Source organism: Pseudomonas sp. KBN12P06040 (genome assembly GCF_037574965.1).
In the GTDB taxonomy this organism is placed as follows: Bacteria; Pseudomonadota; Gammaproteobacteria; order Pseudomonadales; family Pseudomonadaceae; genus Pseudomonas; species Pseudomonas aeruginosa.
The window spans coordinates 5943539-5958173 of sequence record NZ_JBBELS010000001.1; the positions used below are offsets into that span (position 1 = coordinate 5943539).

Below are 14635 nucleotides of genomic sequence, written 5' to 3' on the forward strand. Positions count from 1 at the left end.
CGTGATTTGTTTTTATTGTCGGGCCGCCGCGTCGTCGGCATGCGCCCCGGGGCCCGTCGTAAAGCCTCCTCAGCCGAACAGCATAGCGCGGAACCGGCTCATGGCTTGTTCGGCGAGGAACGCAGCAGGCTCATTGCCATTATTACCAGCAGAGCGACCCCCAGCAGAAGTACCGCCCACAGGCCGATCTTCTTCCAGTCGCTACCCGGTGCCGGCGCCGCGGCCGCCATGGCCACCTCCAGCGGTTCGCCCAGGCTGGCGCTACCCAGGGTGGCGCGCTTGCTCTCGGTATAGCCGGGAATCAGTACGCCGAGCGGCAGCGCCGCCGACTGCGCGCCGGGCTTGCCGAACGCCAGCCGGTACGGCGGGCTGCCGCGCACCAGGAACACCAGTTCGCTGGCCGGCAGGCCGACACTCAGGGACGGGACCTCCGGGCCCAGGCCAGTACCTCGTTGGTCCACCTGCAGACGCAGCTCGCGCACCGCCCAGCCCGGCAGTTCCAGCTCGTTCTGCTGTACGTTGCGGCCGTCGATCGGCAGCCGGTAGAGGACCCCGCGTGCCAGGCTGCTCCAGGCGGCCTCCCGGCGCGGCGAAGCGTTCTCCGTACGATCACGGCCGGACAGTTCCACCGGGACGATGGTGTGGGTCAGCGCCTGCTCCAGGGACACCCGCACCCGCTGCAACGGCAACGCCAGCGGCAACTGCCAGCGGTACTCGCCGTCCCCCGCCTGGCGCCCGGCCAGCGGCTCGGACCAGATCATCGGCGCCGGCTCGGTGCTCCGCGTGCTGCCTTGCAGGCGGGCGCCATGGAGGTCTGCCGCGGTTGCCCCGGCCGGCCAGGCCAGACGCAGGTAGCGGGCCTGGCGGCCGGGAAGCTTGACCTCGCTGACGTCGATGCGTTCGCCGTTGAAGGTCAAGCGGGCGATCTGTCCGTCACCCCAGGCCTGCCAATGCTCGAGGTCGTCGCTGGCTTCCACGGAGAAGCGCTGGAAGCCCTCCTCCGGGCTGCTCCAGTCCAGCCGCAGGCGCTCCAGGGGGAACGTCACCGCGCTCGCGTCGATCAGCCAGCCGCGCAGGGTCTCGGCAGCCGGCCCGGCGTTGCCCGGCAGCACCTCGACTATGGTGCCGCTGGTGTTGCGCTGCACCCGCAGGTTCGGTTGCGTCGCGTCGGCGGCGGACGTGCCTCGCAACGGGAACAGCCGCACCTCGGCCTCATGCGGCGTGCTGGCCTGGCGTTCGCTGCCGGCCACCAGGGCGTAGGGCAAGGCCTCGCCTTCGGCATCGAAGACCCGCAGGTCGCGCAGGTCGGCATGGGCAGCCGACAACTGCACGCTCATCGGGATGCTCAGGCGATACCAGGGACCTTCGCCCTGCAGCGACAGCGCCACCTGGCGGCTGAAACCTTCGGCAGACTCCTTCGCCGACAGCGGCAGGGACAGGCAGGCGCCCAGCAGGAGCAGGCCGGCGGTTCTGAACGAAAAGGAGCGCGTCATGGCTGCTCGGCCTCCGATGCGACCTCGGCACGACGCGGAGGCAAGGGTGAGAAGTAGCCGACGACCAGCAACAGGACGCCGACCCCGATGAAGGAGATGATTCGCTCCAGGCTGCCGCTGTTGCCCAGCTCGACGAAGAACAGCTTGACCACCACGACGCCGACCAGCGCCGCGCCGACCATCCACAGGTCGCGCCGGCCGAGACGGGTACCGGCGATGGTCAGGCCCAGCGCGCAGAGCGTCCAGACCAGCGACAGCCCCGCCTGCACCAGCATCGACGCGGCCAGCGCCTCGGCCTGGAACGGCACGCCGGCCAGGTGGTTCGCGGCGCGGCACACCGCCAGGGTCAGCAGGGCGAACAGCGAGGCGCCGGCCAACGCCTGGCGCCCCAGGCGCGCGCTGGCATTGCCATCGACGAGCGAGGCCAGGCTGGCGTCGCTCCAGCGGTAGAGGGCGAACAGCACGATCAGCAGCCCCAGTTCCAGCGGGTTGGCCAGCGGCAGGTAAGGCAGCGGCTCGGCGGCGCCGTCGCTGAGCAGGTTGGCGCTCCAGAACCAGCCGAGCAGCAACAGCGCCACCGGCGCAGCGGCGAGCAGCCGATACTCCCGCGGGAAGTCGCGCAGCGGCCAGGGCAGGCTCCGCCCGCCAGCCACCAGCAGCAGGTAGGCGCTCGGGACCAGCGCCCAGCCCAGCCAACGCCAGGCGTTGTACTGTTCGGCGAGCAGGGCGAACAGGTAGCGCAGCTCCAGCGCCAGCACCCCTAGCAACAGCCAGCAACCGAGCACATGGGCAACGCTCAGGGCCTTCGCCGGCAGCAACGGGGCAAGGCGTCGCAGCGACAGCAGGTGCGTGGCGAACAGCAGCGGCCAGGCCAGCCAGCCGAATTCGCCGAACGGCTGGTAATCGAAACGCCAGGCACTGGCCAGGGCCAACAGCGCCACCGGGACCAGCGCCAGGCACAGCAGGGCCAGTTCGCGCCAGCGCTCGCGCAGCGCCAGCAGCATCCACGACGCCACTGTCGCCGCGGCCACCAGCAGCAACGCATGCTCGCGCAGGCCATAAGGCACGAAGCGGACGGTTTCGCACAGCGCGGTCAGCGCCCACCAGCCGGCTCCCCAGAGCAGCAGCAGGTGCGACAGCTCGGCCAGGCCGAGGGTACCGATACCCAGCGCCCGCTCGCGCTCGCCGGCGCGGCGCAGCCGCCAGGCGCCGACCAGCGCCGCCAGGGCCAGCACTGCCGGCGTCCAGAACCCGGAATGGGCCAGGGGCCGCAGGCCTTCGCCGCTCAGCGAGCCGAACAGCGACGGCCCGGCGAGGAGGAACGCCAGGCCGCCCACTACCTGCAAGGCGAGGCCGAAGTAGAAGCTCAGGCGCTGGCGCAGCACCAGGCTCAGCCAGATGATCAGCAGCCCGCTACCGGCCCATACCGCGCTGGCGCTGCGCCAAGGCAGGACGAACAGCACTGCCAGGTTGACGAACGCCAGACCGGCCAGCAGCACCAGGCTCAAGCCCATGAGCAGCCGACTGTCGTCCTTCACCAGCGGGTCGCGCGCCGCCAGCAGCATGCCGCCGATCAGCGCCAGGCCAATCAGCGAGGCGGTCATCAAGCCACGCCAGCCCGAGTCGAATACCCCACCCTGGCCATCGCCGCCCTGCAAATGCAGGAGGAACAGCGCACCGCCCAGCAGTTGCACGGCGAAGGCGCAGAACAGGAAGGTACGCGAGCCCAGGCGCAAGCCGGCGAACAAGCTCGCCAGGCCGGCCACGGCCCAGGCGATGGCGGTGCCGTCGACGGCCAGGCAGAGCGGTGCGACCAGGTAGAGGAAGGCCAGGCCGGCGGCCGCCAGCAACGGCCGGCAGGCCGGCTCCCAGTCGGCCAGCGCTTTCGCCGGCGCGCGACGCAGCTGCCAGAAGCTGAACAGCGCCGCCGCACCGAGCATCAGCGCGCCCAGCGGCGAACCCTCCAGCAACGTCGTCTCACCCGGCCGCACGCCATTCAGGTAGGCCAACGCCGCACCGCCCTGCAACAGCAGGGCGAAGATCCGCGCCAGGCGGCGTTGCTGGTGCAGGCCGAGCCAGTAGATGCCGGCGCCCTCGACCGCCCAGGCGGCCGAGGTCCAGCGCGCGTCCAGGCCGAGCGGAATGGCCAGGGTGCCGAAGACCACCCCCAGCGCCAGGCAGATTTCCACCAGCAGGCTGGTGCGTCCGGCCGAAGCATGGCCACGCAGCGCCCGCGCCAGGACCATGTAGAAGAGGCCCAGGGCCAGGGCGCTGAAGGCCATGCCAAAATCGATGTGGCCGATCACCGCGCATTGCAGGCCGAACCCCACCAGTGGCGGGCCGAACAGCACGGTGGCGTCGATGTAGTCGGCCTGTCGCGCCGACCAGCGCAGCAGTTCGCCGCGCTCGGCAGGCGCCTGCGCGGCCTCCAGCAGCTTGCGGCGGGCAAAGAGCAGGCCGATCCCGACGTACATCAGGAAGAACAGGGCCAGGAACGGCTCGGTGCTGGCGAACAGCTCCGGTGTATAGGAGCGCAGTCCCCAGGCGAAACCGATGCCGAAGGTGCCGACGAAGCCGACCAGGTTGAGCGGCCGCCAGGCGCGGAACCAGGCGATGGCGAAGATGCCGGCGTTGAGCAGGGCGAAGTAGCTGAACAGCGCTACATGGTTGCCGCTGCCGGTGGAGGTCAGGATCGGCGCGGCGAAGCCGCCGAGCGCCGCCACCACCGCCAGGCCCATGGCGTTCTGCAGCACGGCGAGGATCGCCGAGCAGATCGTCACCACCACCAGCAGGGCCAGCGCCGCGCCGGGAGAGATCAGCGGATGCAGGCGCATGGCGGCGAAGATGGTCAGGTACAGCACCGCGATACCGGTGCCTTGCAGGATCAGGCCGTAGGCGGCGCGCCGCTCGCGCAACCACCAGCCGACGCCGAGCAGCGCCATCGCTGCCAGCGCCACCCCGGCGTAGCGGTACTCCACCGGCACCGCCACCCGTTCCGAGGCGTAGCGCAGGAGGAAGGCCAGGCCGATGAACAGCAGCACCACGCCGATGCGCAATACCGTGTTGCCGCCGAACAGCCAGCCCTTGGCCGCGGCGAAGCCACGCTCGACCAGCGAGGGTTCGCGTGGAGGCGCCGGAGGGGCGGGGCGGCGCGGCGCTGGCTGGGCGTCAGGCTGGAACGCCGGCTGACGCTCGATGGGCTGGACGGGCTCGGGGGGACGAGGCGGAGGCGGCGCAGCCTCGACGGGCGGCAGCTCGATGTCCCAGTCCAGCGGCGGGGCAACCTCGGCGGGAGGAGCGGGAGGCGTGTCTGCGAGCGGCTGGTCGATGCCGGCGGCCGGCTCGGGAACGCTTTCGGGAAGGTCCTGCGCCTGGCGCTCCACACGCAGCAAGCGCTGGTGGATGACCTCGGTGCCGCGCTCGAAGCGTTCGGCGAATTCGCTCATCTGCTTGCGCAGGCGCTCGTTCTGTTGCGCCAGGTTCTGCAGCGAGACGGCCTGTCCCAGGGCCAGGCCGGAGAGGCCGCCGAGGAGTGCGCCGACCAGCGATTCCCCGGCGAAGCCGCCGAGGATCAGGCCCACCAGCATGAAAATCCATTGCATGCGTCGAATCCTTGATCAAGAGGTACCACGATCCACTGATACCTGCCCTGGCCATCCTGCCAGAGCGGAACCCGCGCCGGGAGTATACAGCCCGCATTCCCGAGATTCGACGCATTCCGACGCCCGCCCCGTGGCGAGCTACCTCTTCCTGGCGATGAACTGGACCACACAGGCCGCGCCGGTGTGGAAACGGCCCTCGACCACCTCGCGCTCGATTTCCCGCGCCAGCAGCACCTCGCACTCCGGCAGCTCCGCCTCCAGCGCCGCGCGGCTCACCAGCATGTCGACGTCCGCCGGGCCGCCGGTGCCGCGGCCGAGCTGTTCCGGCCGATAGGCCTCCAGCAGGAAGAGACCGCCCGGTCGCAGCGAACGCTCCAGCAGGCGGTTGAGTCTGCCGCGCACGCGACTGGGCAGGTGCGCGAAGATCGACACCACCGCGCCGAACGCCGCTGCCGGCGGTTCGTAGTCCGCCAGGTCGACCACCAGGGTGTCGATCGACACGCCTTTCGCCTCGGCCAGCCGGCGCGCCTTGGCCAGGCCAACGGCGGAGCCATCCACGCCAAGCACCTCCAGCCCCAGCGAAGCGAGGAACACCGCGTTGCGCCCCTCGCCCTCGGCGACGCTCAACACCGGCCCGGCCAGCCGCTGCGCATTTTCCTTCAGGAAAGCGTTGGGTTCGGTTCCGTAGACATACTCTTCGGCGGCATAGCGTTCGTCCCACATGAGGTTCACCTCGTCTGTATTTCGTCACGGCCCAGGTGCCGAAACGCTAGTCTTCCACTTCAAGTCGACTTGAGGTCAAGGGCATGCGGCAACTGGACATAGGCGAGGTCGCGCGACGATCCGGGGTACCGGCCTCGACCCTGCGCTACTACGAGGAAAAGGGACTGATCGCCTCCAGCGGCCGGCACGGCCTGCGCCGGCTGTTCGATGCAGGCGTGCTGGAGCGGCTGGCGCTGATCGGGCTGGGCCGCGCCGCCGGGTTGTCGCTGGACGAGATTGCCGGCATGGGCGCAGCCGACGGCGCGTTGCGGATCGACCGCGCGGCGCTGGCGGCCAAGGCCGACGAACTGGACCGGACGATCCGCCGCCTCGCCGCCATGCGCGACGGCCTGCGGCATGCCGCGGCCTGTCCGGCGCGCGAACACATGGACTGCCCGACGTTCCGCCGCCTGCTGCGGGCCGCTGCCGCGGGGGCCATCAAGCCACGCCGGAAAGCGCCCGGCGCATAGCAAAACGGCCGGCAGGCCGGGCACCCCTGCCCTGCCTGCCGGCCGCGAGGCACGCCGTTGCGGCGCGCCGGTACGGCAACGGTTTAGACCTTGCTGCGCTCGTAGCGCTTGCGGTCGTTCTCGTTGAGCATCTTCTTGCGCAGGCGGATCGACTTCGGCGTCACTTCCACCAGCTCGTCGTCGGCGATGAACTCCAGCGCCTGCTCGAGGGTGAAGCGGATCGGCGGAACCAGGGCGATGACTTCGTCCTTGCCGGAAGCGCGCATGTTGTCGAGCTTCTTGCCCTTGGTCGGGTTGATCACCAGGTCGTTGTCACGGCTGTTGATGCCGGCCAACTGGCCTTCGTAGATTTCGTCGCCCGGGCCGAGGAACAGCTTGCCGCGGCTCTGCAGGGTCTCCAGCGAGTAGGTCAGCGCGGTGCCGGTGGCCATGGAGACCAGTACGCCGTTCTGGCGGTTGCTGACTTCGCCGGCCTTGATCGGACCGTAGTGGCTGAAGGTCGAGGTCAGGATGCCGGTGCCCGAGGTCAGGGTCAGGAAGTTGTTGCGGAAGCCGATCAGGCCGCGCGCCGGAATGGTGTACTCCAGGCGCACTCGGCCCTTGCCGTCGGGAATCATGTTGCTCAGGTCGCCCTTGCGCAGGCCCATCTGCTCCATCACCGAGCCCTGGTGCTGCTCCTCGATGTCGATGGTGACGTTCTCGTAGGGCTCCTGCTTCTCGCCGTCCTTCTCGATGATCACCACTTCCGGGCGGCCCACGGCCAGCTCGAAGCCTTCGCGGCGCATGGTCTCGATCAGTACCGACAGGTGCAGTTCGCCACGGCCGGAAACCTTGAACTTCTCCGGGCTGTCGCCCGGCTCGACGCGCAGCGCCACGTTATGCAGCAGTTCCTTCTCCAGGCGCTCCTTGATGTTGCGGCTGGTGACGAACTTGCCTTCGCGGCCGGCGAACGGCGAATCGTTGACCTGGAAGGTCATGCTCACGGTCGGCTGGTCGACGGTCAGCGGCGGCAGCGCCTCGACGTTCTGCGGGTCGCACAGGGTATCGGAGATGAACAGCTCCTCCATGCCGCTGACGCAGACGATGTCGCCGGCTTCCGCCTCGGCCACCTCGACGCGCTGCAGGCCGTGGTGGCCCATGATCTTCAGGATGCGGCCGTTGCGCTTGCTGCCGTCGTCGCTGATGGCCACCACCGGGGTGTTGGACTTGACCTTGCCGCGGGTGATGCGGCCGATACCGATCACGCCGAGGAAGCTGTTGTAGTCCAGCTGCGAGATCTGCATCTGGAACGGACCCTCGGTGTCCACCACCGGGGCCGGGACGTGGTCGATGATCGCCTGGAACAGCGCGTCCATGTTGTCGTCCATCTTCTCGTGGTCGAGGCCGGCGATACCGTTCAGGGCGCTGGCGTAGACGATCGGGAAGTCGAGTTGCTCGTCGGTGGCGCCGAGGTTGTCGAACAGGTCGAAGATCTGGTCGATGACCCAATCCGGACGCGCGCCCGGGCGGTCGATCTTGTTCACCACCACGATCGGACGCAGGCCGGCCTTGAAGGCCTTCTGGGTCACGAAGCGGGTCTGCGGCATGGGGCCGTCCTGGGCGTCGACCACCAGCAGCACGGAGTCGACCATCGACATCACGCGCTCCACCTCGCCGCCGAAGTCGGCGTGACCGGGGGTGTCGACGATGTTGATGTTGTAGCCGTTCCACTTGATCGCGGTGTTCTTCGCCAGGATGGTGATGCCACGCTCTTTTTCCTGGTCGTTGGAGTCCATCACCCGCTCGCTTTCCGCTTCTTTGCGGTCGAGGGTGCCGGACAGCTTCAGCAGCTTGTCCACCAGGGTGGTCTTGCCATGGTCGACGTGGGCGATGATGGCGATGTTGCGCAGATTTTCGATCACAAGTCTTGTCTCGTTTAACGCCCGAAGCGCGGCTTCGCGGCGGTGGTGGGGTCGGACAGGGCGGCGCCCGACACGACAGGCTTCTTCAATTAAGGGGCGGGCAGCAGGCGGACGCTGCCCCGGTCCGGCCGGCACGCCGAAGGGCGGGCATCGGCCTAGGCGGCGGACGTGTCGGGAGGACGGTGGCGGATGCTGCCGCCGAACAAGCCCGGCTGCTTAAGCCGGACGATAAACACGCACATTGGTGTGCCCCTCGTTGAGCAGGTGATGGGCATGCAGGCGGCTCATCACCCCTTTGTCGCAATACAGGAGGTACTGGCGGTTGGCGTCCAGTTCCTTGAAGCGGCTGTTGATCGCGTAGAACGGCAGCGCCTGGACTTCGACGCCTTCCAGGGCCAGGGGTTCGTCTTCCTGGGCATCAGGATGGCGGATATCGATGACAATCTGACCGGGCAGCACCTCGCCGACCTCTTCCACCTGCAGGTCCTGGCCGAGTTCGTCGATCACCCGGTCGACGGTGCGCTGGGTGGCGCGCTCCAGGGCGCGCTCGAGCACCGCCATGTCGAATTTCGACTCTTCGTGCTCGACGCGGTAGGGCTTGGCCTGGGTGGTCGGGTTCACCGAGATCACCCCGCAGTATTCCGGCATGTGCCGGGCGAACTCGGCGGTGCCGATCTGCCGGGCGGTGTCGATGATGTCCTGCTTGTGGCTGACGATCAGCGGGCGCAGCACCAGGGTGTCGGTAACCCGGTCGATCACCGAGAGGTTCGGCAGGGTCTGGCTGGACACCTGGGAGATCGCCTCGCCGGTCACCAGCGCGTCCAGCTCCAGGCGCTCGGCCACGCGGCTGGCGGCGCGCAGCATCATGCGCTTGAGGGTCACGCCCATATAGCTGTCGTCGACCTTGGTAAGGATCTCGCCGACCACTTCCTCGAACGGCACGCTGACGAACAGCACGCGCTGCGAGCGGCCGTACTTCTCCCACAGGTAGTGGGCGACTTCCATCACCCCCAATTCGTGGGCGCGCCCGCCGAGGTTGAAGAACACGAAGTGGCTGATCATCCCGCGACGCATCATCTGGTAGGCCGCCACGGTCGAGTCGAAGCCGCCGGACATCAGCACCAGCACCTGCTCCAGCGCGCCCAGCGGATAGCCGCCCAGGCCCGGATGCTGGCGATGGATGACGAACAGGCGGTCGAGGCGGATTTCCATCCGCACCTCGACTTCCGGCTGCTTCAGGTCGATCCCGGCAGCCCCGCATTCGCGGCGCAGGCCGCTGCCGACGTAACGTTCCACCTCCATCGAGGTGAACGCGTGCTTGCCGGCGCGCTTGCAGCGCACGGCGAAGGTCTTGCCGGCCAACTGGTCGCCGAAGTGCGCCTTGCACTTGGCGAGGATGTCGTCGAAATCGCCCAGCGGATACTCGTGGACCTCGAGGAAATGACCGATGCCCGGGGTGCAGGTCAGGCGCTCGATCATCTCGCGCCTGACCTTGGCGTCGAGCACGGCGGTCTCTACCTCCAGGTTGTCCCACTCGCCCTCGACCTTCAGCTCCGGGTCCAGGTCGCGCAGCACCGCGCGGATGTTCTTCGCCAACTGCCGGATGAAGCGCTTGCGCACCGGCCGGCTCTTGATGGTGATTTCCTGGAAGGTCTTGACGATGAGTTTCATGCGAGGGACGCGAACGCGCGGGGCGACGGAAAAAAAGGGGCGGAATTATATCTGAAATTGCTCACGTATTGAGCAGAAATATGCACAGTTATTTTTGCTGCACCAAAATGGAATGATGCACCAACATGGAGCACCATAACGGTGCGCCCGAAGGCCACCCAGCTACCCTGAAGAAGACCTGGCCCCGCCAAACATGGGGCCCTGCCCGATTCCGGGCACTGGCACGCAACTTGCTCACTTGTGAGGCAGGTTGCCCTGGCGGAGTATTCCGGCCGGCATCACCCGATACTGGGGCACAGAAAAAGCTCCCAGCTCTAATCCCTCCTGGAGGACAGCATGTCGTACAAGTCGCACCAACTGATCAAAGACCATGACGTGAAGTGGGTAGACCTGCGCTTCACCGATACCAAGGGCAAGCAGCAACACGTCACCATGCCGGCTCGCGACGCGCTGGACGATGAGTTCTTCGAAGCCGGCAAGATGTTCGACGGCTCCTCCATCGCCGGCTGGAAAGGCATCGAAGCCTCCGACATGATCCTGATGCCGGACGACAGCACCGCCGTCCTCGATCCGTTCACCGAAGAGCCGACCCTGATCCTGGTCTGCGACATCATCGAGCCGAGCACCATGCAAGGCTACGAGCGCGACCCGCGCAACATCGCCAAGCGCGCCGAGGAGTACCTGAAGTCCACCGGCATCGGCGACACCGTGTTCGTCGGCCCGGAGCCGGAGTTCTTCATCTTCGACGAAGTGAAGTTCAAGTCCGACATCTCCGGCTCGATGTTCAAGATCTTCTCCGAGCAGGCTTCCTGGAACACCGACGCCGACATCGAGTCCGGCAACAAGGGCCATCGCCCGGGCGTGAAGGGCGGCTACTTCCCGGTACCGCCGGTCGACCACGACCATGAAATCCGCACCGCCATGTGCAACGCCCTGGAAGAAATGGGCCTGGTGGTCGAAGTCCACCACCACGAAGTGGCAACCGCCGGCCAGAACGAGATCGGCGTGAAGTTCAACACCCTGGTCGCCAAGGCCGACGAAGTGCAGACCCTGAAGTACTGCGTGCACAACGTCGCCGACGCCTACGGCAAGACCGTGACCTTCATGCCGAAGCCGCTGTACGGCGACAACGGCTCGGGCATGCACGTGCACATGTCGATCTCCAAGGACGGCAAGAACACCTTCGCCGGCGAAGGCTATGCCGGCCTGTCCGAGACCGCCCTGTACTTCATCGGCGGCATCATCAAGCACGGCAAGGCCCTGAACGGCTTCACCAACCCCTCGACCAACTCCTACAAGCGCCTGGTCCCGGGCTTCGAAGCTCCGGTGATGCTGGCCTACTCGGCGCGCAACCGCTCCGCCTCGATCCGTATCCCCTACGTATCCAGCCCGAAGGCCCGCCGTATCGAAGCGCGCTTCCCGGACCCGGCAGCCAACCCCTACCTGGCCTTCGCCGCGCTGCTGATGGCCGGCCTGGACGGCATCCAGAACAAGATCCACCCCGGCGATGCCGCCGACAAGAACCTGTACGACCTGCCGCCGGAAGAGGCGAAGGAAATCCCGCAGGTTTGCGGCAGCCTGAAAGAGGCGCTGGAAGAACTCGACAAGGGCCGCGCGTTCCTGACCAAGGGCGGCGTGTTCACCGACGAGTTCATCGATGCCTACATCGAGCTGAAGAGCGAAGAAGAGATCAAGGTGCGCACCTTCGTGCACCCGCTGGAATACGACCTGTACTACAGCGTCTGATCCAACGTTTCCTATAACAACGAGTCACCCTCTTGAGGCCTCCTTCGGGAGGCCTTTTTTATGGGCCGGCCCATGGAGAAACGCAAAGTTCGCCGCGCCGTTCGGTTAGACTTGCCGCGCTCCCCGCCCCAAGGATAAGGACCGTCCATGCGTCACTCTCTCTGGCTCCTGCTCGCCGTCGTCCTCAGCCTGCCCGCCCAGGCCGCCACCGAATGCCGCGATATCCACGACCGCGACCTGCGGCGCATGTGCAACGCCCTGGAGCGCGGCGACAGCGGGGATTGCGGCGACATCGACAGCCGCGACCTGCGGCGTTACTGCGGCGCGCTGCTGGCGCCGGGACAGCGCTACGACTGCGACGACATCCGCGACGGCGACACGCGCCGCCAGTGCCGCGCCATCGTCCGCGGCGACCGCAAGCGCTGCGACGACATCGACAGCCGCGACCTGCGCCGCCAGTGCCGAGCCGTGGTATCGCGTGCGCCGTGGCAGTGCGACGGCATCGACGACCGCGACATGCGCCGCATCTGCCGGGTCATCCTGTCGCGCTAGATGCCGCCGTCCGCCGGCGTGCCCTGCTCGTCCGGTTCCGCGGATTTCGCCTTGGGCGCCCGGCTCAACTGTACGTTGAGACGCGGCATGGACAGTTCGAGGCCGGCCTGGTCGAGGCGCCGACGCAGGCGCAGGTTGAACGCCCGCTGGACCTCCCACTGCTTGATCGGCGCGGTCTTGAAGCGGAAGCGCAGGATCGCCTGGCCGTTGTCGAAACTCTCCACGCCCTGCAATTCCATCGGCGACCACAGGTTGCGGTAGACCGCCGGGTCGCTGCGCAGCTCCATCGCGACCTCGCGCACCAGCGCCACCGCGTCGTCGATCGGCATGCTCGCCGGCACCGGCCAGCGGAACATCGCGTAGCCGAACTGGCGCGAGTAGTTCTTGATGCTCTTGATCTCGCTGAACGGGATGGTATGCACCACGCCGTCCAGGTCGCGCAGGCGCACGGTACGGATAGTCAGGCCCTCGACCGTGCCAAGGTGGCCGCCGACGTCGACGTAGTCGTCGATCGACAGCGAGTCCTCGATGATGATGAACAGGCCGGTGATCAGGTCCGCCACCAGCGACTGCGCACCGAAGCCGATGGCCAGGCCGATCACGCCGGCACCGGCCAGCAGCGGGGTGACGTTCATGCCCATGTTGGCCAGGGCGACGATCAGGGCGATCACCGCGATGGTGGCGAACAGCACGTTGCGGATCAGCGGCAGCATGGTCAGCGCGCGGGTGTTCGGCCGGCTCTTGCCGCCCAGGCCGAGGCTGTGCTGGATCGCGGTATCGGTGAGGATCCAGATCAGCCAGGCGACCAGCAGGGTGGTGCCGAAGCTGACCACCTTCATGCTGATCTGCTCGCCCTCGCCTTCCGCATAGCGAATCAGCGACATGCCCCAGACGCGCAAGGCGACCTCGATGAAGAACAGCACCACGAAGATGTGCAGCAGGGTGTAGCCGAAGCTTTGCAACTGCTCGATGTACGGCGCGCTGCGGCGCGGGCCGGCGCCGACCCGACTGGAACGGCGGCGGATCAGCCCGATCACGGTCATCGCCACCACCGCCAGCACCGCGCAGACCAGCGCCCGGCGCAACGCCGAACTGCTGTCGCCGGCGGAAACGAAGGTGGCGAACAGGGAAATCCCCACCAGCACCAGCACCGGCACGAACCACAGCGAGCCGACCAGTTGCACCAGGTCGTGCAGGCTACGGCGCTTGAGGCGGCGCTCCAGCGGCTGGTTGCGGATCAGGTGGGCGATCGGCCGGCGGAAACGCATCACGAATAGCGCGGTGAACAGCGCGGCGCTGGCGTTGGCCAGGGTACTCAGGCAGATCGAGGTGTGCTCGCCGAGGCCGGCGATCAGCCGCGGATCGTGGGCGACCTCGCCCAGCGCGGCGAGGCTGCCGATCAGCCACAACGGGCGGAACGCCTGGCGCCGCAGGATATCCAGGGCGCGCTGGCGGTGCGGGCCACTGAGCAGCGAGAGGGAAATCACGCACAGCGCGGAGAACAGCGTGCCGCAGACCAGCACATAGGCCATGACCATCGCCAGGGTCTTGCTCAGGGAGTCCGGCAGCACCACCGACAGGTACAGGGTGATGAGGAAGGCCACCAGCCAGGGCCCCAGCTTGCGCAGGGAAAACAGCAGCAGGTCGCGGGTCTTCGGATGCTGCGGCAACTCCGCCGACAGGCCGAAGCGCTCGCGCATGCGCCGGCTGAGCCAGAGCAGCGCGCTGGCCAGGCAGGCCCAGAGGAGGATCACCACCGAAAAATCGAAGACCATCGCCGGCAGGTCGCGCCAACTGGGAAAACGCTCCTCGAGTTCGGCACGCGCCAGCTGGAACTGGTTGCCCCATAACGCGACCGGGCTGTTCGCGCCCTGGAACTGCTTTTCCAGGCTGGTCAGGGTATCGCCGATCAGCCCCAGCACCCCACCCTCGCTTTCCTTGCCTTTCTTGGTCACGTCGCGCAGCTGTTTCAGCTTTTTCAGCAGGTCGGCGCGCTGCCTGTCGTTCTCCAGGGTCTGGATGACCTGGTTCAGCGATTGTTCCAACTGCGCATCGCTGACCTTCTCGCCACCGGAGGAACTCCCCGCCAACGGGTTCGGCAGCGCCGCGGCGCCCGGCGGCGAGTAGAACAGGGCCGCGCAGAGGCACAGCAGCAGGGCCGCCAGGACGCGGGAGCGAAGGGTGAAGCGGGCGAAGATCGGCACGAGAAAGGCAGTCCCCAAGGTGAGAAACCGAAACAGCCGCATCATACAAGCCGGACACCCGCCGTTTCGAACGGGGCCGCCGGCCGGCGGCGCAAGCACAGACACTCTGGCGCAACGAGGGTTCGCCCCGCCAGTGCCGGCTGAGACGAACGCAGCCGCGCGGCGGGGCACAGCGACCGCCAACGTGCCCCAGCGCACACCTTCGAATACCCGCATGCCGCACAATGCACGGCT

9 protein-coding genes are annotated in these 14635 nt (G+C 67.6%); 3 read left to right on the forward strand and 6 right to left on the reverse strand.

What is annotated here, in order from left to right; translation table 11 throughout:
• Positions 1-98 precede the first annotated feature (98 nt).
• The 3 genes from VQ067_RS27950 to VQ067_RS27960 all read right to left on the reverse strand — a co-directional run bounded on the left by VQ067_RS27950 (position 99) and on the right by VQ067_RS27960 (position 5818).
• Positions 99-1493: a DUF3999 domain-containing protein gene (locus tag VQ067_RS27950; protein ID WP_031636826.1), complete on the reverse strand. Its 1395-nt coding sequence runs from the start codon at positions 1491-1493 to the stop codon at positions 99-101.
• A complete protein-coding gene (locus VQ067_RS27955; RefSeq protein ID WP_033991501.1) occupies positions 1490-5095 on the reverse strand; it encodes a DUF2339 domain-containing protein in 3606 nt (1201 codons plus the stop codon). The genes VQ067_RS27950 and VQ067_RS27955 overlap by 4 nt, the downstream gene beginning before the upstream one ends.
• Positions 5096-5233: 138 nt before the next feature.
• The gene (locus tag VQ067_RS27960) at positions 5234-5818 is read right to left on the reverse strand and encodes an SAM-dependent methyltransferase (protein WP_033991502.1); all 585 of its coding nucleotides are present in this window, start codon (positions 5816-5818) and stop codon (positions 5234-5236) included.
• A gap of 83 nt (positions 5819-5901) precedes the next feature.
• On the opposite strand from VQ067_RS27960, the gene VQ067_RS27965 reads away from it, so the two are divergent.
• Positions 5902-6327: a helix-turn-helix domain-containing protein gene (locus VQ067_RS27965; protein ID WP_003114472.1), complete on the forward strand. Its 426-nt coding sequence runs from the start codon at positions 5902-5904 to the stop codon at positions 6325-6327.
• An 83-nt stretch (positions 6328-6410) separates the two neighbouring features.
• Here the strand turns inward: VQ067_RS27965 and typA are convergent, their stop codons facing one another.
• Positions 6411-8228, reverse strand: a complete 1818-nt coding sequence (typA, locus tag VQ067_RS27970; protein WP_003096009.1) for a translational GTPase TypA — start codon at positions 8226-8228, stop codon at positions 6411-6413.
• A gap of 216 nt (positions 8229-8444) precedes the next feature.
• A complete protein-coding gene (thiI, locus tag VQ067_RS27975) occupies positions 8445-9899 on the reverse strand; it encodes a tRNA uracil 4-sulfurtransferase ThiI (RefSeq protein WP_019485018.1) in 1455 nt (484 codons plus the stop codon).
• A 336-nt stretch (positions 9900-10235) separates the two neighbouring features.
• On the opposite strand from thiI, the gene glnA reads away from it, so the two are divergent.
• Both glnA and VQ067_RS27985 read left to right on the forward strand, forming a co-directional pair.
• On the forward strand, positions 10236-11645 hold the full coding sequence (gene glnA / locus VQ067_RS27980) for a glutamate--ammonia ligase (protein WP_003096016.1): 1410 nt from the start codon (positions 10236-10238) through the stop codon (positions 11643-11645).
• 147 nt (positions 11646-11792) lie between these two features.
• A complete protein-coding gene (locus tag VQ067_RS27985; RefSeq protein ID WP_023876104.1) occupies positions 11793-12197 on the forward strand; it encodes a hypothetical protein in 405 nt (134 codons plus the stop codon).
• Here VQ067_RS27985 and VQ067_RS27990 read toward each other — a convergent pair.
• On the reverse strand, positions 12194-14401 hold the full coding sequence (locus tag VQ067_RS27990) for a mechanosensitive ion channel family protein (protein ID WP_003096022.1): 2208 nt from the start codon (positions 14399-14401) through the stop codon (positions 12194-12196). The two genes, VQ067_RS27985 and VQ067_RS27990, sit on opposite strands and share 4 nt — an antisense overlap.
• Positions 14402-14635 lie beyond the last annotated feature (234 nt).